The sequence below is a fragment of the Bradyrhizobium sp. SZCCHNR1002 genome (genome assembly GCF_032381435.1).
Lineage (GTDB): Bacteria > Pseudomonadota > Alphaproteobacteria > Rhizobiales > Xanthobacteraceae > Bradyrhizobium > Bradyrhizobium aeschynomenes.
On record NZ_JAUHIS010000003.1, the window covers coordinates 488,024 to 508,086 of the forward strand.

The following is a 20,063-nucleotide window of genomic DNA, read 5'->3' on the forward strand; positions in this document are numbered from 1 at the left end:
CTGGTCCCCTCGTGTCAGCGTCGATTCAGCTCAACGACAGCAAGATCGTTGCCGCAAGCTCCCCCTCCAGGGGAGGGTGAAGACCGCCGCTTGCAGCCGGAAGCGTCGATACGCTCGTCTTGCGTCTGCTCTGACTATTTGCCGGTGGGCTTATGGGCTACGATGGCATCGCGCAAGGCCTGATCGAGCGTCGACGGATCGCCGTCGATCGCCGCCTGCTTCAGCCGCGATGTCGTGCCCGAGGTGATTCGCACCGACTTCTTGGTGACGCCGATCGCCTTGGCCAGGAGCTCGGTCACGGCGCGATTCGCCTCGCCGCCGTCGGCGATCGCGCGCACCCGCACCTTGAGCACGCTGCGGCCGTCGGACAGCGTCTCGACGCCGTCGATGGCGTCGCGGCCGCCGCGCGGCGTCACCCGCAGCGCGACCGTCAGGCCGCCGGCCGCTGCGCGCCAGGGGTCCATCGCGGCGCGCGCGATCAGAAGACGTTGGGATAGATGTAGTAGGTGATGACCCGCTGGATCAGCATGATGATCAGGATCAGCACGATCGGCGAGATGTCGAGGCCGCCGAGATTGGGCAGCATGCGGCGGATCGGCGCCAGCACCGGCTCGGTGATTCGGTACAGGAACTCGGCGACGTTGGACACGAACTGATTGCGCGTGTTGACGACGTTGAAGGCGATCAGCCACGACAGAATCGCCGAGGCGATGAGCAGCCAGACATAGAGGTCGAGAACGATCAGAACGATGTCGAGAACGGCACGCATGCGGGTCCACTCGTGGGCGAGGTCGCGAATTCGACCTGCGACGCCCGGTAGATATCGGTTCCCCCCCGCCCAAACAAGGGACGCCGCCCGTCAAGGCTAACGGGCGATGTGAGCGTTCTTGACTTGACCGCTGCGCCCACTGTAAATGGCGCCCGATCTGCCGGCCGCCTTTTCCCACCATCGAAGCGGTCGTGTCACGGGGCCATAGCTCAGCTGGGAGAGCGCGTCGTTCGCAATGACGAGGTCGGCGGTTCGATCCCGCCTGGCTCCACCACGCTTCGCCCTTCGGGTTACGCGTGGCGCAGCCACGCAAGAGCCCGAGGGGCGAAGCGTGGTGCCCGGCGAAGCCCCTTGGCGAAGCCGGGCTGACTCAGCCCTCAAAGCCAATCGTCCGGAAAGCGCGCCCGCTACTCCGCAGCCTCCGCCATCACCGCAACCGGTTCGCGCGCCAGCCATCCGTCCAGGAAGTGCTTCAGCCACACCCGCTCGGCGGCATCGTGCACCGCGCGACCTTCGAAATGGTGATGGCGCGGACGGGCACCGGGCGTGTCCAGCCGGGCATGGCCGCGCGTCGTCCAGCGGCACATCATCGCGTAGGTGACGTCGGGGTGGAATTGCAGCCCGGTGGCGTTGTCGTATTGATAGGCCTGGACGGGAAAGTCGCCGCCCTCGGCCAGCAGGTCGGCGCCGGCGGGCAGATCGAAGCCCTCGCGATGCCAGTGATAGACGTTGTCGGGCCAATGCGGGCACAGCTTCTGCCCGGCCCGCGTCGGTCGGATCGGATAATAGCCGATCTCGGCGCGGCCTTGCGGATGCGGGGCGACCTGCGCGCCGAGCTGGACGGCCAGCATCTGCGCGCCCAGGCAGATCCCCAGGAACGGCCGCTGCTCGCGCAACGGCACCTCGATCCAGTCGATCTCGCGACGGACGAAATCATCCGGATCATTCGCGCTCATCGGACCGCCGAAAATAACGGCACCTGCGTGCTCATCGAGCGTTTCGGGCAACGGGTCGCCGAAACGCGGACGGCGGATATCGAGCGGATAGCCACGGGCGCGCAGCGCGTTGCCGATGCGTCCCGGGCTCGACGTCTCCTGGTGCAGGATGATGAGGACGGGCCGGCGCGGCGCAGCCGCCGGGGCTGGCTTCGGGTGGAGATGCCGAACGTCCGCCTTGGCGGTCCCGTTCGGTTGCAGCGAAGGGTATGGCCTGAGCATCACCTGGCGATCATAGCTAAGCGAAGGTTAACGGTGCGTGAGCAAGTCGACATTGCCAAAGCAAGCGCCGGGCCAGCGTCCGTCAACTCCGTTTCAGCTGCAGCCGACCGACCGCGTCGAGGATGAAGCCGCGCGGGAACCAGCGCAGCAGGAACGGCACGATCTTGATGCCGATCCCGGGCAGCACCACCCGCTTGTCGGCCATCAGGCCGCGATAGCCGGCTTCGGCCACAGCCTTCGGCGGCACGTTGAGAATCACCGAGTCGACTCCCGGCTTGAAGCCGGCGCGGTCCTGGAATTCCGACGGCACCGGACCGGGGCACAGCACGGTGACCCGCACGCCATGCGGCGCCAGCTCCTTGCGCAGCGCCTCGGTGAACGAGATCACATAGGCCTTGGAGGCGTAATACACCGCCATGCCCGGTCCGGGCAGGAAGCCGGCGACCGAGCCCAGGTTGAGGATGCCGCCCTTGTTGCGGATCAGCTGGTCGGAAAAGCGCAGCGACAGTTCGGTCAGAGCCCGGACGTTGACCGCGATCATGTCGAGCTGCTCGGTGCGGTCGAGCTGCACGGCTTTGCCGAACAGGCCGAAGCCGGCATTGTTGACGAGATAGTCCAGTTCGACTCCGGCCGCCGACAGGGCGGCCTCGATGGTCGCGCCGGCATCGGGCGAGGTGAGATCGCAGGGAATGACGAGCGGCGCCGGGCCGCCCTTGGCGGCGATCTCCTGCGCCAGCGCCGCAAGACGGTCCTCGCGCCGCGCCGTGAGCGCCAGACGGTGTCCATTGGCGGCAAACACACGGGCCAACTCGGTCCCGATCCCCGCCGATGCCCCCGTTACGAGCGTGACACGTTCACCCACAATCCCTGCTCTTCGATCACATTCCAAACATCATCCGATTGCGGCGGACGAGAGCATAGGCAGGCGGGAACATGCAAGCCGCCGCAAAATGCGGGCGAGCGTCCAATCGCCGCAATAGTTACGGATTCACATAGGTTTACATGAACAAGGAATGCCCGGAACAAAATTAAAGTTTGTTCATCTGAAATTCCGGGGGCCCGACGGCATCAGCCCGGATCGGTGGCGCGGCGCGCCGCCACCCGGTGCTTCAGGTCGACGCGGTCGCGTGCGGAGATGCCGAGCAGCTCCGAGGCGCGCCAGACCACGTTGTCCTCGAACTCGGTCACCTTGCCGTCGGCATAGACCAGCTGCCACATCATCTCGACGATGCGCAGGCGGCCGGCCTCGTCGACCTCGCGCATGATGACGCTGGTGAAACGATAGAGATCGACCGCGTCGCCCTCCGCCAGCATGGCCTGGGCGATCAGCCGGTCGGCGCTGCCGGGATCGAGCCCGAAGCGCAGCTCGATCAGGCTGTGCAGCTTGCGCCGCTCGGCCGCGCTCGGCTCGCCGTCCAGCGAGATCACGTGGATCAGCAGCGCGGTCGCCGCCAGCTGATAGCCGTTGTCGTCGAACGCCGGCGTCTGCTGCGGCGAAACGACGTCGGCGATGAATTGGCGCAATCCCTCGAGCATGGCGTCCTTCGGCTATCGCATTCGCGGGCGGGCGGTTCGGCCGTCCTGCTGACGACTATCATATGCGACCGCGAGCCGCGCTCGGCAATGCGTCGCGGCTCGGTCGGCGCATGACATTTCGGTAAGCGTTACGGTATTTCGTAGACCATCATCCGGTCGGCGATGCCGCGCAGCGCGGCCTGCTTCTGGATCGGTGCGATCCTTGCCGCGCTCAGAATGTCCGCCACCCCCGGGCTCTGGATCACCGGTGCGGTGAGATGAATCTCCTGCGCAGTCGACAGGCTTTGCACGCGGGCGGCGATGTTCACGGTCTGGCCGAAATAATCCTGGCGGTCGTTGAGCATCACCGCGAGGCACGGCCCCTCATGAATGCCGATCTTGACCACGAGGTCCTCGGTGCCGCGCTCGGCGTTGAGCCGCTGCATCGCCGCGCGCATGCGCAGGCCCGCTGACAGCGCATGCTCGGGCTTGATGAACGTCGCCATCACGGCATCGCCGATCGTCTTCACGACCGCGCCTTTCTCGGCATTGATGATCTCGAGCAGCACGCGGAAATGCGCGCGCACCAGATCGAACGCCGCGAGATCGCCGACGCGCTCGTACAGTGCGGTCGAGCTCTTGAGATCGGTGAACAGGAAGGTCAGCGAGGTGATCTTCAGCCGCTGGTCGATGTTGAGATTGTCGGCCTTGAACACGTCGCGGAAGGTCTGGTTGGACAGCATCCGCTTGGCGGTCAGGAACGGCTTGCGCCGGCCGATCAGGTGATGCAGCGCATCCGCCGCCACCATCACGGTCGGCAGCGTGCGCACGCGCGCCTTGTTGTCGAGCGCGAGCTGCAGCGGTCCGGGACGGAGCACCGTGGTCTCGACCGCGGCGCGCCCGCCGTCATATTTGAGGACGAGCTGCTGCACCTCGTCGGTCGGCGCGCCCTGCACGTCGATGAAATGCGCTGCATGGGTGACCGGCTCGAACACGATGATGAACTGCGGCGGCAAGGTCAGCGATATCGTCGTATGATCGCCGGCGGCAAGTTCGCGGGTGTCGATCACGACCTCGTTCGACAGCGCAGCCATCGACGTTTCGTCGAACTCGACGCCGGAGCTCCAGAACACCTGCTTGAAATAGCCCCACACCGGAAGCGAATGCGGGTCGTGGGCGGCGATGCGCCGGACCCGCGGGCTTACCGTGAACGCCGCCTCGACCTGCTGGTCGACGGTCGCCTCGTAGCCGCAGGCGCACAGCCCGCATTGATACTCGTCAGACCGCAGCGATTTTAGCGTGCCATGCGCGTCGAGCACGCCGCCGCAACCGGGGCACAGCACGTTCCAGGTCAGGTCGAACAGGCCGGCGCGCGAGGCATGGATGAAGCCGGAGATCACGCGCTCCTCGTCGAGGCCGGTGCGACCCGCGAAATCCAGCACGTTGATGCGGTTCAGCTCGTGATCGGCGCCTTCGGCGATTAGCCGCGCGATGGCGTCCGACACGGCCGGATCGGCCGCGTCGCCGGAAGCAGAAAACTTCACGGCCGCCGCGCTCAAGGACATCCGGATCAAATAAGGCGCGACCGGTCGGAATGCCAGACGCAACCGCTCAACGGGGCGTGATTCTGAACGGCGGCGAGCGGTTCGGCTGCGTCGTCACCACCCCCACAGGCATGACCGGCTCGCGATCGACGAGCTCGATCCTGAACGCACCGACCAGCCGCGCCAGCGCGAGCACCGCCTCGACCAATGCGAAATGCGCGCCGATGCAGACGCGCGCGCCGGCGCCGAACGGCAGGTAGGCGAAGCGCTCCGGCGGCGGCGCGCCGGGCAAGAAGCGCTCGGGCATGAAGGCGTTGGGCGCCTGCCACAGCCGCTCGTGCCGGTGCAGCAGCCACGGCGAGATCAGCACCACGTCGCCACGCTTGACCTGGAACTCGGCGATCTGGTCCGGACCGCTCGCGGCGCGCGCAATCAGGAAAGCCGGCGGATAGAGCCGCAACGTCTCGTCGATCACCGCGCGCGTGAACGGCAGCTGATCGGGATTGCCGAGATCCGCAGCGCCGCGAGCCTCCTGCGCCAGCCGCTCCTGATTGGCCGGATCGAGCGCGATCAGATACAGCGCCCAGAACAGCGCCGTCGCGGTGGTCTCGTGTCCGGCGAGGATCATGGTCGCGACCTCGTCGGCGAGCTGCGCATCGGTGAATGCAGCCCCGGTCTCGGGATCGCGCGCCGCCCCCATCAGGTCGAACAGGTCGCGCGGCGGAGCATCCTCCAGCTTGCCGGCGGCACGGCGCTCGGCCATCAGCGTGGCAATGAAATCGGTCCAGCGCTTGCGGAACCGCCGGCGCGCGAAGTCGCGCGGCGTCGGCCAGGACAGCGGCAGCACGATATCGAGCAGGTGCGGAGCCGCCAGCCGCTCGCCATATTCGTAGACGAAGTCGCGCAAGGTCGCGCCGTGGCGGCCCATCTCGAACGAGAACATCGTCCGTCCCGCGATGTCGAGCGTCATCCGCTGCATGATCTCGCGCAGATCGAGCGGCTGCCCGCATTGCTGCTGCAGCCGCGCCACGGTCTCGTCGGTCACCGCGATCATGTGCGGAACCAGGCCCGAGACGGCGCGCGGCGTGAACGCCGGCGCCAGCGTGCGGCGCTGGTGCTTCCAGGCCCGGCCCTCGGCGATCAGCAGGCCCTCGCCGAGCACGGGGCGCAGCACGCGGATGGCGCCGACGGTGCGGGCGTAGTTCTCCCAATTGTCGACCAGCACGTGCTTGATGGTCTCGGGCGTATTGAGAATGTAGCTGGAGTTGCCCAGGAAGCGGCCGCGGATGATCTCATCCTCATAGGCGCGCTGGCTCCAGGTCGCGATCGCGTTGTCGCCCATCATCAGCACGCGGCGCAAGGCGCCCATGCTGTCGGGCGCGCGTGGCGGCGCCGGAGGAATCAGTGGTGACCGGGCCTGCGACAGATAGTGGATCTCGGCGGCGCTCATCGGCGGCCTCGCGCGGCTGTGATGCGCCGTGAGCGGCCGAACGGCGCCGTGACGTCGGGGCTCGCGAGCGCGCCGACGCGAGGCGAGCCGCAGCGCGGTGGACCGGCAAGGCCGGCCCTAAGCGTCCCGGAGGCAATCGCGTCGCCAGCGTTGCGGTTCGAAAGGGGAAGCGCGATGTCGCGCTTCCCGATGCCGTGATGTATCATCCTACTCCGGTAACTAATTAGTCAGCTCGATCATCGCAATCCTACTTTCCGATGCTGGCCAAAGACGGGCGGCGATGCGTTCCTCATTGAACAGTCCGATGACGGTTCGTCCGATGTCGCCCGCCGGCAGCCGCAATGTCGTTGCCGCATCCGTAGGTACTCCCTTCTGTACGTCGGCAGGTTCCTTGCCGTCGAGCAGCACGATGTCGCGCGGCAGGCCGAAATAGCCGCGCGGCCTGACCATAATGACGATGGCGCCCGCGCCGGCGTCGGCCTGGCCCAGCGGTCGCGCCGCGCGCAGATGCACGACATCGGACGAGCGCGGGAACGGCGAGCGGTAAAAATGCGTGATCGGCGCGCCGGGCGAGGTCAGCACGATCTCGATATGGGAGGTGGGATCGATTTCCGCAGGACCCCAGCGTCCGTCGGCGCCGGTCTGGCCGCGATACACCGCCTCGCCATTGCGCGCGCCGGTCTCGCCCGAGACGCGATAGACCTCCACGGTGGCGCCGGTCACGGGACGGTTGGTCGGCGCACCGCCCGGCGTGCCCGTGACGAGGCCGCTGATGCGCACCTCGCGCTCGGGCTGCACCGCGATGAACGCCGGCTCACGGCCGGCGATGAATTTGTAGATCTCGCGGAACGCGCGCGGATGGAATGCGACCTCGCGATGATCGAGTGCACCGATCACGAGGTTGGTCGCGCCCTTCAGGGCCGGGCCCTCGGCGGTGATGCCGGTGGGCACGCCGGGCTTGCCGACCAGCCGGCCATCGGCCTGCGCATATTTGTCGAGCCCGTCGCTGCGCAGGGTCAGGAAGGCGGTGCCCGCCGTCACCTCGCTGTCGCCGGAATTCAGAGAGCGCAGGAACGGGCCGCGGCCGTTGAACTCGCTGCCGGGGCTGTCGTCCCAATCGAACACGCCGTGATTGGGCGTGCCGCACAGCACGGCATGGCTGACGTCGGCGCCGCCGCCATTCTTCACGACGTTGCGGATTGCGTTGCCGCCGCGCGAGCTGCCGACCAGCGCCACGCGCGCAGCTCCCGTGCGCTCCTTGAGCGCCTTGATGGCTTCAGCCAGCTCGCGGCGCTGGTCGTCGGTCGAGGAGCGGTTCGGCTGCGCCACGGCGTCGTCGTTGCGCGCCAGCGGATCGGTGAAGTTGAGCGCGGCGAGCCGCGTGCGCGGCACGCCGTTGGATTCCATCCGCCACAGCGCCGTCAGCCACAGCGCGGCATGATCGCCATTGCCATGCACGAACAGAACGGGGGGAATATCGCCGGATGCCGCGGCCGCGGTCTGCGCGGCGGCTGGTAAGGCCAGACCGCTCGTGAGCAAGGGCAGGGTTCCAATGCTCTGCAGCATGGTGCGGCGCGTCAACGTCATCGGCGGTCTCCCTCGGGTGGTTTTTTGGGTCGCGTTGATTTGTGTTCGTTGGCCGCCGTCGGGATGCAAAGCCGGGGGTGAGCACTGGACAGCGGCGGACATTCGCAGGCATCACATACGTCCGGCCGGAATCAAGCGATAGTTCAATGCGACAGAGTCCGATGCGACGTTCAAGCCGAGCTGCCGACGTGGAGCGACCTGCATGAATGCACCGCAGAAACGGGAGCTGTTCGCGCCCGAGAGCATTGCCGCGCCGCTGCGACACGCCGTGTTCCGCCGCATCTGGCTGGCGAGCCTGCTGTCGAATCTGGGCCTCTTGATCCAGGCGGTCGGCGCCGCCTGGGCGATGACGCAGATGACGTCGTCGGCCGACAAGGTCGCCCTGGTGCAGACCGCCTTGATGCTGCCGATCATGTTGATCTCCATGCCCGCCGGCGCCATCGCCGACATGTATGACCGGCGCATCGTCGCGCTGGCGGCGCTGGCCCTGGCGCTCGCGGGCGCCGTGACGCTGACGGTGCTGGCCTGGCTCGGTCTCGTGACGCCCGAGCGCCTGCTGGCGCTCTGCTTCGTGGTCGGCAGCGGCATGGCGTTGATGGGCCCGGCCTGGCAGTCCTCCGTCAGCGAGCAGGTGCCGCCGGAGACGCTGCCCGCCGCCGTCGCCCTCAATGGCATCAGCTACAACATCGCGCGCAGCTTCGGCCCGGCCATCGGCGGTGTCGTCGTCGCGGCCGCGGGGGCGGTCGCAGCCTTTGCCGCCAATGCGCTGCTGTATCTGCCGCTGCTGGCGGCGCTGTTCCTGTGGCGGCGCGTCGTCGAGCCGAGCCGACTGCCGCGCGAGCCGCTCAACCGCGCCATGGTGTCCGGCGTCCGCTACATCCTCCATTCGCCGTCGATCCGCATCGTGCTGATCCGCACGCTCGTCACCGGCCTCATCGGCGGCTCGATCTCGGCGCTGATGCCGCTGGTCGCCCGCGACCTGCTGCATGGCGGCGCGCAGACCTACGGCATCATGCTCGGCGCCTTCGGCATGGGCGCCGTGATCGGCGCACTCAACATCGGGGAGATCAGGAAGCGGCTATCGGGCGAGGCGGCGATCCGCAGCTGTGCACTCACGCTCGGCGCCGCGACGGCCGCCGTGGCGCTCAGCACCGAGCCGGTGCTGACGGCGGCGGCGCTCGTGATTGCCGGCGCGGTGTGGATGCTCGCCGTCGCGCTGTTCAACATCGGCGTGCAGCTGTCGGCGCCGCGCTGGGTCGCCGGCCGCGCGCTGGCCGCGTTCCAGGCGGCGATCTCCGGCGGCATCGCCATCGGCAGCTGGGGCTGGGGCCGTCTCACCGACGCGGCCGGCGTCGAGGTCGCCCTGCTGGTGTCCGGCGCGCTGATGATGGTGTCGCCGCTGCTCGGGCTGTGGCTGCGGATGCCGCCGGTGGGCGCCCGCAACGAGGACGGCGAGACCCTGGCCGATCCGGAGGTGCAGCTCGAGCTGACGCCGCGCTCGGGGCCGCTGGTGGTGGAGATCGAGTACCGCGTCGCCGAGGACAACGCCCGCGCCTTCCACGATCTGATGCAGGAGGTGCAGCTCAGCCGCCAGCGCAACGGCGCCTATGGCTGGTCGATCGCGCGCGACATCGCCGATCCGGAATTGTGGACCGAACGCTATCACTGCCCGACCTGGATCGACTATCTGCGCCAGCGCAACCGCTCGACCCGCGCCGAACGCGAGCTGCACAAGCGCGCGATCGATTTCCACATCGGCGCCGATCCGGTGCGCATCCGCCGCATGCTGGAACGCCCGTTCGGATCGGTGCGCAGCCGCGACGACATCGACCGCACCGCCGAGCAGGCGCCGGCGGTGGCGGCCCGCAGCGGGCCGTAGCCGACGCATCGGCGGAACGGACGTTACTGCCCGTGATCGGTGAGCACCTTCTCGCACGCCTTGGACAGCTTGGCGCGGTGCTCCTTCAAGCAGGCCAGAACCGCCTGGTCGCCGTTGTTCATCACCGCCCGGCAATGTCGCGAGACGTCGCGCGCGCAGGCATCCTGGCCGGGCTGCTGCTGGGCCGATGCCGCCGACGCCAGCAGGACGAGGGGCAGGACAAGGGGAATGACCACCGCAAATTTGCTCATGACTGACGCCTCGCTCCCGGCATTTGAAGGTTCGCGGCGCTTTTAGTGGTCACAACCGGGCCTCGCAAGCGCCTCGGTCGCAGCCGGGGCGCGCAAGGGGGAGAGCATGCAAAGCCCTGCACGCCGGCCTCAGTCGGCGGCGCCGGCCTCGGCGACCTTGCCGCCCCGCCGGGACACCTCCTTGTCGAGCACCGTGCGGCAGCCGCTGCTGAGCGAGGAGCGGTTCTTGATCATGCAGGCGGTGATCGCCGGAATGTTCGGGATCTCGCTGCTGCAGAGACGGAAGGCGTCGCCGGTGCACATCTGCTGCGCCTCGGCGCTGAAGGCGAAGCTGGCGCTCGACGCGAAGGTCGAGAGGGCGGCGGCGCCGACGACCGTCAGAACGGCGTTGCGCAGAAGATTGGCGGACTTCGTCATGGCTGGCTCCCATCGGCTCCGCATCAGCGCGGGCCCCGTGTTCAATGCGCCCATCATGGCCTGAGCGCTCTCTAGCAACAGTGACGCGGGTCACGCCAGATCGGGCCATTCAACCCCGGCCGTCGCGTGGCGCAGGCCGATGGCCGCGGCGACATGTCGCTCCGGTGAACCCCCGAAGTCAGCCCCGCATGATCCTGGAAATCTTGGCCGATCCTGGCCGTGTTGGCACCGCGTTAAGGATTCGTTGGCACTAATGGAAGCTAATCGAAGGTGCCGGACGGCGTCGAAGTCCGGCATCCGTATCTCGCGTTCGGGAAGAGTAACCATGCGTAATGCGTTAGGCTTGCTGCTGGCCACCGTCGTCGGGGCGCTGGCGATCACCGGTGTCTGGTATTGGGTTTCGAAGCCGAACGCCGCCAAGGCCACAGCGCAAAGCGCGGCCGCAAAACCCTCCGAGCTCGCACCGCCGCCCGCCGCGAAGGTCGCCGCCAAGGGCGCCAAGGACGATGTCGACTACACCGGCACCGTGCCGACGCGCATGGCCGCAGCCGCCCAGGCGCCGGTGCAGCCGAAATCGACCTGCGCCAACCCGGACGCGCTCGGCGTCTCGCGCACCGTCGTTGTCGACACCACCGGCGGTCCCGGTTTCGGCCTCGATCACTTCAAGCAGTTCGACTTCCTCGCCGACCGCGAGGTGGTGCTGACCTTCGATGACGGCCCGTGGCCGGTCAACACGCCCGCGGTGCTCAAGGCGCTGGCCGACGAGTGCACCACCGGCATCTTCTTCACCATCGGCAAGCACGCGACCTATCATCCGGAGATCCTGCGCCAGGTCGCGGCCGCCGGTCATGTCGTCGGCGTGCACACCTGGTCGCACGTCAATCTCAACGGCAAGAAGATGACCGACCAGACCGCAAAGGACGAGCTGGAGAAGGGTATCAGCGCGGTCAAGTTCGCGCTGGGCGGCACCAGCCCCGCGCCGTTCTTCCGCTTCCCGCAGCTGCAGCACCGTCCCTCGGCCGTGGCCTATCTCGGCAGCCGCAACGTGGCGATGTTCTCCTGCGACGTCGACAGCTTCGACTTCCGCTCCAAGGATGCCGACCAAGTCGTCAACACGGTGATGACCGGGCTCGACAAGAAGGGCAAGGGCATCATCCTGATGCACGACTTCCAGAAGAACACGGCGCTGGCGCTGCCGGCGCTGCTGCGGCGGCTGAAGGCCGGCGGCTACAAGGTCGTCGCGATGAAGCCGAAGGGCACGCTCGACACGCTGCCGGAATATGACGCGATGGTCGGGCAGGATCCGAAGCTGCCGACCACGATGACCAATGCGCGGCCGATCTCGAGCGTGATCCAGACCGTCTCGCAGTGATGCCCCGCTGCACGGTGGCGACGCGCGAAGGCCGGGCATTGCCCGGCCTTTCTCGTTTCGTGGCGAGAGCATGATCCGGAAAAGTGGAAACCGGTCTTCCGAAAATATCATGCTCAGACAAAGGGAGGAGATCATGATGCGATTCCGTGGAATCGCATCATGACCAGGGGCTCACCAATAGATGCCGTGGCGATGCAGCTCGCGGACGATGCGGGCTTCGGTCCAGCTCTTGCGAGGCTTGCTGGCGCGCGCCGATTTCGACCGCCGCGAAGATGTCTGCACCGCACGGGTCGGCTCGGCTGCCGGCGCCGCAGCGACGGCGGGCTGCGGAGCGGTTGGCGCCGCTGCCGCCGCCGGCGCCGCGGGCGCAGCCGGTTGCGCGGCGGGCTGGACCGGCGCTGGCGCAGCCGGCACCGGCGCCGGGGTGACGGAGATATCGCCGGCCTGCTGCACATAGACCGGGCGCGGCGCGGGTGCGGCGGTGTCGCTCGATGACAGCGACAGGCTGCGCGTCCCGTCGGCCTGCGCGACGGTGGCGGATGCGAGCACCAGGGCTCCGACCAGGATGATCTGACGCATTGTGAAAGCTCCCCTCGTTGACTGCGGAGAGGATTAGACGCTCCTGGGAGATGCGAATGTGATTTCGGTCACGCTCAGCGCTGCAAGCCTGAATTGAACCTCAGCCGCCGGCACGTCATCGCGGCACGGGGCACCACTTTTTTCAGAACCTTTTTTCAGCTGCTGCGACTTCCGATGAGGACGAGCAGGAGCGCAGGGACGCGTTCGTCGACATCCGGACCACCGATCATCACGGCACGGGCGCGCGGGGCGCACGGCATGCGGTCACCCAGGCTGGCTACCACAATACCGTCACGGCGAGATGTTCCATGGTCACGGAACCATCCCGAGCCAGGGGTATCTTGTCTGCATACGTCCTGTTCGTTGGTGCTGTTCAGCACGTTCGCCGAATCCGATATGTCAGTCCTGTTGCGGGAAGGGATAGGCGCATGCGCCGGATCATGATTGCAGTTCTGTGGTCGGCCGTCGGCCTGTTGGCCAGCCATGGCCAGGGGGCGGCGCAAGGCGGCGAGAACGAGGTCGAGGAGATCTACATCGCTCGCACCGTGCGCCACGGCCGCGTGGTGCCGTCCGATTTCTGCGCGCCGACCAAGACCGGCTTTGCCCCGGCGCTGGAGGACCAGCTCTCGGTCCATGCCGTCGACGTGCAGCCGGGCGACGGCCGGATGACCGGCAGCCCCGACAAGAGCATCGGCGAGATGCGGGTGTGCATCGGCCAGGCGATGGACCCGACCTTGCTCGGCACCTACACCGAAGGCCAGTTCAACGGCATCCCCTTCACCGGAATCGGCGATTGCCGGCTGGTGCGCGGCAACCAGCCGGAGGAGGGCCTGCTCACCCACCGCTGTTTCATGGCGCTGTCGGGATTGCCGGCGCCCTATGTCGGCGGCTTCCTGATCTCGAGCTCGCTGTACTCGAAGACGCCGTTCGGAACCGAGAGCTCGCCGCCGGGCTATGCCCAGGCCGGAATCCTGGTCATCCGGCTCTGGAAGAAGCGGCTGCCCTGAGGCAGCCGTTCGAACCTCTGGCTCAGGCCGGCGAGAACGTCTGCACGAAGGCGCGCACCGTGGCCGACACCTTGTCCTCGGAGACGTGCCAGGCGGCGCCGTCATCGGCGGCGAAGAAGCTGGAGGCGTTGGAGCCGCCCCAGCGGAACACCTCGAAGGACGGCCAGTACCAGATGTCCTCGAGGTTCGAATTGTTGACGATCTCGTGGGCGACCAGTCGCATCGTGCTCTTCGACAGGCAATCGGCCTGCACCACGGACTCGTATTCGAACGACGTCAGCAGCGGCACCGGCGACACGGTGACGATCACCTTGATGCCCGGCCGGATGCTGCGGACGAAGTCGATCAGGTAGCGCACATTGTCGACGTTCTCCTGCACGCTGGCGGTGCGGAACTTGTACTTCTCGGCCAGCGCCCGCGAGTTCAGCGCGGTCGGCCTGGGCAGAACGAAGGCGCCGGTCTCGCGGTCGAAGAACGCCGCGGCGACGCCGAGCGTCAGGATGAAGACGTCGGCCTGCTTGATGACGGCCAGCGTGTTCTCCTGGCTCGATCCCGGCGGCAGCAGCTCGACGATGCGCTCGCGGATCTCCGGATCGATCTTGGCACCGCGCAGCCAGTCGACGAACACGCGGTTGGCGAAGGTCGTGTTGATGTACTCCGAGATCTCCATGTGGTGGCTGTTGTAGCCGCTGTCATTGAGGCTCTTGGAGAGGTTGCGCGCGAAGCACGAGCCCATGGTGAAGAAGCGCGTGCTCTTGTCGAGAAACTTTGGCGCGGCGGCGAGGTTCACCGCGATGTGCTTGGTGATCAGCGTCTGCAGGTCGCCGAGGAAGTCCTTGGTCTCCGGATAGCGGCCGACCTTGGCGCGGCCGGCCTTGGCGTCCTTCGCCGCATTGTCCTTCTTGGCGTTGGTGCGCGCCAGCTCCAGCGTCTCGCGGTTGAGCGGGTTGTCGTAGGCAGGGTTGAGCTTGATGGCCTTCTCGAGTGCGGCGACAGCCTCCTCGAACTCGTTGTTCTGAGTCAGGATCTCGCTGAGCGAGAAATAGTCGGCGGCGTCGTTGGAGGCTGCCGCGAGCTTGCGGAACAGCTCCATCGACCGCGTGAACGGGCCGACATGGCTGCAGCGCACCGCCGCGCTGCGGATCAAATGCAGATTGCCTTCGGTGGCCTGCTCGAAGATCTCGGGGTTCTCGTCGAGGATCGCCAGCATCATGTCGCGCGCCTCGGCGCGCTTCTTGTGCGAGCCGTCGTCGATCAGCTGCGCATAGATGAAGCGCGCGTTGATGTCCTTGGGCTCGAGCTCGAGCAGCTTCTGGAAGGCGAGCTGCGCGCTGACGAAGTCCTTGTCCTCGATATATTTGTAGGCGAGCGTCCGGATCTGGCCGACGATCGCTTGAAACTGGGTGTGGCTGTCGAGGGCAGTGGTGCTCATGTCGAGGCTCGCCTTTGTGTCTCGCTCGTCGCGCGTTGCGTTCCGGCCGTCGATCCGGCGTGCGGCGGCCAACAGAGCCGCCATCGCCAGGCGTCGGGTCGAATCGTCACGCGCGCAAGCGTTGCGGCGCCGCGAGTGGGACGTCCCGACCATGGCCTTTCGGATACTGATCGCCACCGGCACGGCCGCTGGCGTACGCCCGAGCGCGACCGGCACCTGGGGGATTCGAACGTGACGGATGGTTTCGTCCGGATCGCCGCCTGCTGCCAGTGCGGGTATCTGCCCCGCGGCTCGCGCCGAACGATGGGGCGATTTGGGTTAAGCAATTCTTAACTGTGAACGAAGCGGGGGGGGGGGAGCGCGGAGGAGGCAGACGAAACCGGCTGGTGCGCAAGAGGGCGCCCCGCTGTGGGCACATCGTTTTGGCGGCCTCGCGAATCTCTGCGCGATTTTGGAGAAGTCCGATCGCAGTGGAGCTACTGCGCGCGACCATGAAAGTCGTACAGTGCCGTTTCGCCATAGGTGTCGCGGAGCCAGACACCACGGTCTTTCTGCAGGAAGCCGATGGCGTTGAGAGGTCCAGGCCACGGCAGACGGGTGCGTTGCACGATCGTCCCGTCGCTCATGGAAACCAGGGCCACGCGCGCGTGCGGATCAGACGCGTCGTCGGGAAGTCCGACGAGTGCATGGCGGCCGTCCTCGCTGATGGCGGGATTGGGAAAATGCTGGGGGTAGGAGCTGGGAGCCGCGCGAAGCGCCCAGAGCTGCCGCCCCGTGGCGAGATCATACAGCGCCGCGATCTCTCTTTCGGCCGGCTTGCAGGTCCAACTGTACGGCACTCTTCGCAGACTGCCGTCGGATTCGGCCCTGACGATGGGGTCACAGGGGTTCCGGACGATCAGCAGGCGCGAGCCGTCGCGCGAGATGATCATCTTGTTGTGGCGCTCCTGTGGGTCGGAATAGGGATTGGGCAGCGTCCGTGGCGACTCGCCCTGCGTCCACACGACCCATTTGTCGAGCGCGCTCACCACCGCGCGGAGCTTGCCGCTCGGCAGCCGCGTGGCCGCCGCGTTATGGACGTTGGCGATATCGTAGGCGTCCTTGAGGCCGGCGACGACGTTGAACGGCATCGTATCCAGAACGACGCCCCGCTTGGCATCGATGATGGCGAAGGTCGGACGTTTGTCGTGGCGCTGCGGTTGATAGGACGCGCCTCTTGCTCCGAAATAGGCCAGCGCCAGGCCGTCACCATCCGCCCAGAGTAGACCGTCCAACGGGCCCGCCTCATGCCGCGGGACCTCGAACAGGCGAATGCTGCGATCTGCGAGGGAAATGAACATCGGTTGCAGCCCGGTGCCGGCGATGCCGTTCTCGCCGATTTTTTCCCGCGTCGCAGTCCAGATGCCCGCCGAGTCCGACGACCATCCATAGGCCGGAATCGAGCCGAGAGCCTGGCCAAATTGCCACAACGGACCCATGGCCAGGGTGTGGCTGCTCCAGCCATCATGCGCATCGAGCCGCGCGACGTGCAGCACCTTGCGCTCTGCCGCATAGTGAGTGCCGCCCTGAAGGTACATGACCGCGCTGCCATCCGGCGACACCATGGCCATCTCTTGAGAGTTGTACTCGATGCGCTGGCAAAAGACCTTTGCCAGCTCGAGCGGACCTTGGCCGTCCGTCGTTGGGTCCAGCGCGCGGACCCAACGATCGTCGCAGTTGATCCACTCGACAGCTTGGGCCGGCTCCGGCCGGTTGCAGCAGGCGACCGCGATCAGCAGAACCGAAACGACAACCAGGAGCTTCTTCATGGTCCTCGCAAAGCCAGGCGGCAGTCACGTCACGCTAGCCAGCCCGGCAAGCGGAAACCAGATCGAAGATGAAGCCGATCGCCCCCGGCGGCGTGCGATGCGCCCTCCGCCACAAACAGCGCGGTTGCTCGACTTTGCGCCCTTTCTGCGACGATCAATTTACCTGAAGTTGCAACAATGGCGCGGGAATCGTCAGCGGGACTCGTGATACCAATGAGCATCGTTTTTCTGCGCAAGCCTGCCGCCGGCAGGACGAGAGTTCAGTCGTCGGTCATCCTGCGACGGCAGGTACCGATCCGGTTCGACGAGCCCGCACGGTCGTGGCTCGGCGGGCTGCCGCAGATGCCGGACAACATTGCCTGGCCGCGAACCCGCAGCGGACCAATGCATTTTCTCGCCCAGATCGCCTGCGCCGATTTGCCAGCGCAGATCTGGCATGGACGAGGGCCGCGTGACGGCTGGCTGCTGCTGTTCGTCGATGTCCTGCAGATGGAGGACGAGGACGACGAGGAGAACCGTCTCTCCCGCGTGCTGCATATCGATCAGCTCGGGCCCGAACGGCAGCCGCCGGCCGACATGCCGACCGTGCGCCACGCCCTCGCCGACCATATCGGTCAGTTCGCGCCAGAGATGCGCGCCGGCGTACCGAAGCTCTGGCGGCGCTGGCCCATCGACCTCGTCGTCCAGCCCGTTCCTGCGCCGCCCGCGGAAGACGACGAATCTGACTGGGAGCCGGTGCAGGTCACCGGCGCCGAGCTCTATGGCGCGCCGGAGGACGAGGAGAGGATCGACCGGATCGCACAGGACGAGCCGAGGCCGCTGACCCGGCGCGGCGCGCTCTATCTTGTCGAACGAGTGATGCACCGCCTGTCCGCAGAGAACGATCGCAGGCGTCCGGCCAAGGTCTTGCAGCCAGGCTGGCTGGCCCAGTCCATCGCCGCGCTGCAAGCATCCGTCGAGACGCATGAAGCCGGCGTAGCGCAAGCCGCCGCACAGCTGCAGGAGTGCCCGCCGCACGAGCTGAGCAGCCGCCAGCAATATCTCGACTATCAGCGTGATCTGCATGCGGCAGCCAAGCGGAAGCTTGCGGATCTCGTTGCGCTGACGCAGCCGATGACGGAAGACGCGCTGGCCGCGGAGATCGCCCGGGCCGGCCAGGCGCATGTGTGCTGGTTGGAGCGGCAGCCGGCCGAGCTGGAGGATCTCAAGCGGCAGATCCTGACGCAGGATCTCGATGCCATGCTCGATGACGACGGCTGGGCCGCCATGAAGGCCGCAATGACCGCTGCACGGTCCGAGTACTGGATGTGGTGGTCGGATCCTCCGACCGACCTGCGCAAGGTCTGCAACAGCCTGCTCGATTATGCGCAGGACGGCCTGCAATTCGCGCTGCGCGAGGATCTCCTGGATCTCTACACGCGCAGCGCAGCCGCACGGGACGCGATCCCTGAGGTCCTGCGCGCCCGGCTGGAGCCGAAGCTGCGGAGCATCTCGCGGTCGACCACGCCGCACCGGATGGGCGGCCCGCGCGACGTGCTGCAGAACTCAGCCGATGCGGCCGACGACGATCTGCTGTTCCAGCTCGGCTCGGACGATGCGATGGGATGGATGTGGGGCGACGTGGGCGTACTGCTGATCTATCTGCATCCATCGTCTCTGAAGATGGGGCGGCTCAAGCGAGCCTATGCCGAGATCGACAGCCATTGATCTCGGCGCGAGGGGGCGGGCGCCTTCCGCTCTCCGTGACAGGCAAAACGCCTTCGCCTCGCTCGACGCGCTTGATGGCCTTCAGTTTGTAAGCCGTCGGAAACCGACGGGTCTTCCCTCTTGCTGCCACAGGTCATCCTTGGAATGCCTGTCACTGAGATTGTCGTGTCTCACTTGAGGGGTGCGGTCCAGTGCTGTCACCGTAATCCCCCATCTGCCTATGTCGACTTCATATTCATCGACAACGAAACAGTCTGGATACGCATAGGACCAAGCCGTGAATTGAATTTAAAGAACAGCACAGCCCGCCTTGCGGGCTGTGCTGCGTTGATGGTGCTCTCTTGTGTTGCGGGTCGTCACTTTGAATGCGATCCTCTCAGCTAGAGCAGACGGGACTTGGGCCATGAAGGTTAGAGAAAGAAATCGGAGCCTCGCTGGCCGCTGTTTGCTGGCCCTTGTCGTAGCATCTTCTCTGGTTGAGAGCTTGGCGCGAACGGCCAATGGAGGGGTGTTGACATCCAGCAGCGGACCTGACTCGAAACGTCTTGCCGGATGGGCCAAGATGCCAGTTCCTGCAAGCGCAGAGCTCGTGATGAACATTGCTGAGACTGAGACGGCAGTTACGTACTTTCCCGATCGTGTTCCGGACAATATCGCCGTACTTCGACTTCCGCAAAACGCAAAGGACATCATCGTCGCGCGTGTGCGTCTCATACAACAGCCCGTCTACATGGTTGGAAGAGACGACTCCGGTGGACCATCAGCGACACCGCTTCCGAAAGACAACTACTTCGCGCAGCTGAAAATCCTTGCGGTAGAAAGCGGAGTTAGCCCAGCAAGTGGATCAATTGATGTACGCTTCGGCTCGCGAGCCGAAGTCCGGCCCATCATGGTTCCGTACACGCCCGATCAACTTCGGCGCGATTACATTGTAGTCATTTACGTTGATCCAGAAGACGGTGAACGGCGCTTGGCACCAGTCCCGGTTAGTCAAGATCAATACGCGCAGTGGTTGGCCGAGCAGTCGGCTTACGATGTTCTGCGTTTCAACCCGAAATCCAAGACTAAAAAATAGAGTTGCGGTGACGCTGATCCATCGACGGCCGTCGACAGAATTCCGAAGATCAGAAATTTTGTTGACAGGATCCCCAAATCAGTGGTCTTATCCGGCCATCCCGCCCGCACTGAGAGGGGCGCATCGCGATCGTCACGGGACGTTGCGGCGGGGAGCGGTGGCCGTGGGGCGACGCAGCATCTCGATGGAGGTGCGGACGAACGTCGTCGTGCGGACGGTCAAGCCGTGTGGTCCCGACACCCCGACGCTGGTGTCTTGATCGGCGACGATGCCGATGACGGGGGCAAGCAAGCCCGGTCCCCTGGGAGAGCACGGAGCAGCCGTAAACCCATTGCGCAGGGAAGGCCGGGTTGTTTCCGGCTGAGCCTGTGGTTCCTGCCCCGTGCATTTCTTTCGCACGGGGGCCATGGGTGCCAGTCGGCACTCGGCCTTCCCTGCGCCCTCTCATCTGATG

At 66.3% G+C, this 20,063-nt stretch carries 19 protein-coding genes and 1 tRNA gene; 6 read left to right on the forward strand and 14 right to left on the reverse strand.

Annotated features, from left to right (window positions below; translation table 11 throughout):
* Positions 1-134 precede the first annotated feature (134 nt).
* Positions 135-464: a DUF167 domain-containing protein gene (locus QX108_RS18500; RefSeq protein ID WP_315723415.1), complete on the reverse strand. Its 330-nt coding sequence runs from the start codon at positions 462-464 to the stop codon at positions 135-137.
* Positions 465-478: 14 nt separating this feature from the next.
* Positions 479-769, reverse strand: coding sequence for a YggT family protein (locus tag QX108_RS18505; protein WP_172113021.1), 291 nt, complete (start codon positions 767-769; stop codon positions 479-481).
* A 198-nt stretch (positions 770-967) separates the two neighbouring features.
* On the opposite strand from QX108_RS18505, the gene QX108_RS18510 reads away from it, so the two are divergent.
* A tRNA-Ala gene (locus QX108_RS18510) sits at positions 968-1,043 on the forward strand.
* Between the two features lie 133 nt (positions 1,044-1,176).
* On the opposite strand, the gene QX108_RS18515 is transcribed toward QX108_RS18510, so the two are convergent.
* The 6 genes from QX108_RS18515 to QX108_RS18540 all read right to left on the reverse strand — a co-directional run bounded on the left by QX108_RS18515 (position 1,177) and on the right by QX108_RS18540 (position 8,082).
* Positions 1,177-1,986, reverse strand: coding sequence for a glutamine amidotransferase (locus QX108_RS18515; RefSeq protein ID WP_315726540.1), 810 nt, complete (start codon positions 1,984-1,986; stop codon positions 1,177-1,179).
* Between the two features lie 82 nt (positions 1,987-2,068).
* Positions 2,069-2,848, reverse strand: a complete 780-nt coding sequence (locus tag QX108_RS18520; protein ID WP_315723418.1) for an SDR family oxidoreductase — start codon at positions 2,846-2,848, stop codon at positions 2,069-2,071.
* A 206-nt stretch (positions 2,849-3,054) separates the two neighbouring features.
* Positions 3,055-3,522 carry a TerB family tellurite resistance protein gene (locus tag QX108_RS18525; protein ID WP_315723420.1) on the reverse strand — a complete coding sequence of 156 codons (468 nt, stop codon included), beginning with the start codon at positions 3,520-3,522 and terminating at the stop codon, positions 3,055-3,057.
* Between the two features lie 128 nt (positions 3,523-3,650).
* Complete coding sequence (locus QX108_RS18530; RefSeq protein ID WP_315781136.1) at positions 3,651-5,066, reverse strand: adenylate/guanylate cyclase domain-containing protein; 1,416 nt, start codon at positions 5,064-5,066, stop codon at positions 3,651-3,653.
* 46 nt (positions 5,067-5,112) lie between these two features.
* Positions 5,113-6,495, reverse strand: coding sequence for a cytochrome P450 (locus tag QX108_RS18535; protein ID WP_315723424.1), 1,383 nt, complete (start codon positions 6,493-6,495; stop codon positions 5,113-5,115).
* Between the two features lie 219 nt (positions 6,496-6,714).
* Entirely contained in the window at positions 6,715-8,082 is a 1,368-nt protein-coding gene (locus QX108_RS18540) for a hydrolase (RefSeq protein WP_315723425.1), read from the reverse strand.
* 202 nt (positions 8,083-8,284) lie between these two features.
* Here QX108_RS18540 and QX108_RS18545 point away from each other — a divergent pair, with 202 nt between their 5' ends.
* Complete coding sequence (locus QX108_RS18545; RefSeq protein WP_315723427.1) at positions 8,285-9,961, forward strand: MFS transporter; 1,677 nt, start codon at positions 8,285-8,287, stop codon at positions 9,959-9,961.
* 23 nt (positions 9,962-9,984) lie between these two features.
* On the opposite strand, the gene QX108_RS18550 is transcribed toward QX108_RS18545, so the two are convergent.
* Together QX108_RS18550 and QX108_RS18555 are read right to left on the reverse strand one after the other, a co-directional pair.
* Positions 9,985-10,212 (reverse strand): hypothetical protein, encoded by a 228-nt coding sequence (locus QX108_RS18550; RefSeq protein WP_315723429.1) that lies wholly within the window; start codon positions 10,210-10,212, stop codon positions 9,985-9,987.
* A 129-nt stretch (positions 10,213-10,341) separates the two neighbouring features.
* Positions 10,342-10,629, reverse strand: coding sequence for a hypothetical protein (locus tag QX108_RS18555; protein WP_172113012.1), 288 nt, complete (start codon positions 10,627-10,629; stop codon positions 10,342-10,344).
* Positions 10,630-10,954: 325 nt separating this feature from the next.
* On the opposite strand from QX108_RS18555, the gene QX108_RS18560 reads away from it, so the two are divergent.
* The gene (locus QX108_RS18560; protein ID WP_315781141.1) at positions 10,955-12,001 is read left to right on the forward strand and encodes a polysaccharide deacetylase family protein; all 1,047 of its coding nucleotides are present in this window, start codon (positions 10,955-10,957) and stop codon (positions 11,999-12,001) included.
* A gap of 171 nt (positions 12,002-12,172) precedes the next feature.
* On the opposite strand, the gene QX108_RS18565 is transcribed toward QX108_RS18560, so the two are convergent.
* Entirely contained in the window at positions 12,173-12,580 is a 408-nt protein-coding gene (locus QX108_RS18565; RefSeq protein WP_315781143.1) for a hypothetical protein, read from the reverse strand.
* Positions 12,581-13,008: 428 nt separating this feature from the next.
* On the opposite strand from QX108_RS18565, the gene QX108_RS18570 reads away from it, so the two are divergent.
* Positions 13,009-13,587 carry a hypothetical protein gene (locus tag QX108_RS18570; RefSeq protein ID WP_315781145.1) on the forward strand — a complete coding sequence of 193 codons (579 nt, stop codon included), beginning with the start codon at positions 13,009-13,011 and terminating at the stop codon, positions 13,585-13,587.
* A gap of 22 nt (positions 13,588-13,609) precedes the next feature.
* Here the strand turns inward: QX108_RS18570 and QX108_RS18575 are convergent, their stop codons facing one another.
* The gene (locus QX108_RS18575; protein ID WP_315781147.1) at positions 13,610-15,019 is read right to left on the reverse strand and encodes a GSCFA domain-containing protein; all 1,410 of its coding nucleotides are present in this window, start codon (positions 15,017-15,019) and stop codon (positions 13,610-13,612) included.
* Between the two features lie 476 nt (positions 15,020-15,495).
* The gene (locus tag QX108_RS18580) at positions 15,496-16,827 is read right to left on the reverse strand and encodes a hypothetical protein (protein WP_315781149.1); all 1,332 of its coding nucleotides are present in this window, start codon (positions 16,825-16,827) and stop codon (positions 15,496-15,498) included.
* Positions 16,828-17,040: 213 nt separating this feature from the next.
* On the opposite strand from QX108_RS18580, the gene QX108_RS18585 reads away from it, so the two are divergent.
* Both QX108_RS18585 and QX108_RS18590 read left to right on the forward strand, forming a co-directional pair.
* Positions 17,041-18,534, forward strand: a complete 1,494-nt coding sequence (locus QX108_RS18585; protein ID WP_315781151.1) for a DUF1963 domain-containing protein — start codon at positions 17,041-17,043, stop codon at positions 18,532-18,534.
* 592 nt (positions 18,535-19,126) lie between these two features.
* Positions 19,127-19,609 carry a hypothetical protein gene (locus QX108_RS18590; protein ID WP_315781153.1) on the forward strand — a complete coding sequence of 161 codons (483 nt, stop codon included), beginning with the start codon at positions 19,127-19,129 and terminating at the stop codon, positions 19,607-19,609.
* A gap of 132 nt (positions 19,610-19,741) precedes the next feature.
* On the opposite strand, the gene QX108_RS18595 is transcribed toward QX108_RS18590, so the two are convergent.
* On the reverse strand, positions 19,742-19,900 hold the full coding sequence (locus QX108_RS18595; RefSeq protein WP_315799598.1) for a hypothetical protein: 159 nt from the start codon (positions 19,898-19,900) through the stop codon (positions 19,742-19,744).
* Positions 19,901-20,063: the final 163 nt, after the last annotated feature.

Bases quoted from the DNA above. Each gene is read 5' to 3' on its own strand.
- QX108_RS18500 (WP_315723415.1), bottom strand. From the start codon at position 464: ATGGACCCCTGGCGCGCAGCGGCCGGCGGCCTGACGGTCGCGCTGCGG.
- QX108_RS18505 (WP_172113021.1), bottom strand. From the start codon at position 769: ATGCGTGCCGTTCTCGACATCGTTCTGATCGTTCTCGACCTCTATGTC.
- QX108_RS18515 (WP_315726540.1), bottom strand. From the start codon at position 1,986: ATGCTCAGGCCATACCCTTCGCTGCAACCGAACGGGACCGCCAAGGCG.
- QX108_RS18525 (WP_315723420.1), bottom strand. From the start codon at position 3,522: ATGCTCGAGGGATTGCGCCAATTCATCGCCGACGTCGTTTCGCCGCAG.
- QX108_RS18530 (WP_315781136.1), bottom strand. From the start codon at position 5,066: ATGTCCTTGAGCGCGGCGGCCGTGAAGTTTTCTGCTTCCGGCGACGCG.
- QX108_RS18535 (WP_315723424.1), bottom strand. From the start codon at position 6,495: ATGAGCGCCGCCGAGATCCACTATCTGTCGCAGGCCCGGTCACCACTG.
- QX108_RS18540 (WP_315723425.1), bottom strand. From the start codon at position 8,082: ATGACGTTGACGCGCCGCACCATGCTGCAGAGCATTGGAACCCTGCCC.
- QX108_RS18545 (WP_315723427.1), top strand. From the start codon at position 8,285: ATGAATGCACCGCAGAAACGGGAGCTGTTCGCGCCCGAGAGCATTGCC.
- QX108_RS18550 (WP_315723429.1), bottom strand. From the start codon at position 10,212: ATGAGCAAATTTGCGGTGGTCATTCCCCTTGTCCTGCCCCTCGTCCTG.
- QX108_RS18555 (WP_172113012.1), bottom strand. From the start codon at position 10,629: ATGACGAAGTCCGCCAATCTTCTGCGCAACGCCGTTCTGACGGTCGTC.
- QX108_RS18560 (WP_315781141.1), top strand. From the start codon at position 10,955: ATGCGTAATGCGTTAGGCTTGCTGCTGGCCACCGTCGTCGGGGCGCTG.
- QX108_RS18565 (WP_315781143.1), bottom strand. From the start codon at position 12,580: ATGCGTCAGATCATCCTGGTCGGAGCCCTGGTGCTCGCATCCGCCACC.
- QX108_RS18570 (WP_315781145.1), top strand. From the start codon at position 13,009: ATGCGCCGGATCATGATTGCAGTTCTGTGGTCGGCCGTCGGCCTGTTG.
- QX108_RS18575 (WP_315781147.1), bottom strand. From the start codon at position 15,019: ATGAGCACCACTGCCCTCGACAGCCACACCCAGTTTCAAGCGATCGTC.
- QX108_RS18580 (WP_315781149.1), bottom strand. From the start codon at position 16,827: ATGAAGAAGCTCCTGGTTGTCGTTTCGGTTCTGCTGATCGCGGTCGCC.
- QX108_RS18585 (WP_315781151.1), top strand. From the start codon at position 17,041: ATGAGCATCGTTTTTCTGCGCAAGCCTGCCGCCGGCAGGACGAGAGTT.
- QX108_RS18590 (WP_315781153.1), top strand. From the start codon at position 19,127: ATGAACATTGCTGAGACTGAGACGGCAGTTACGTACTTTCCCGATCGT.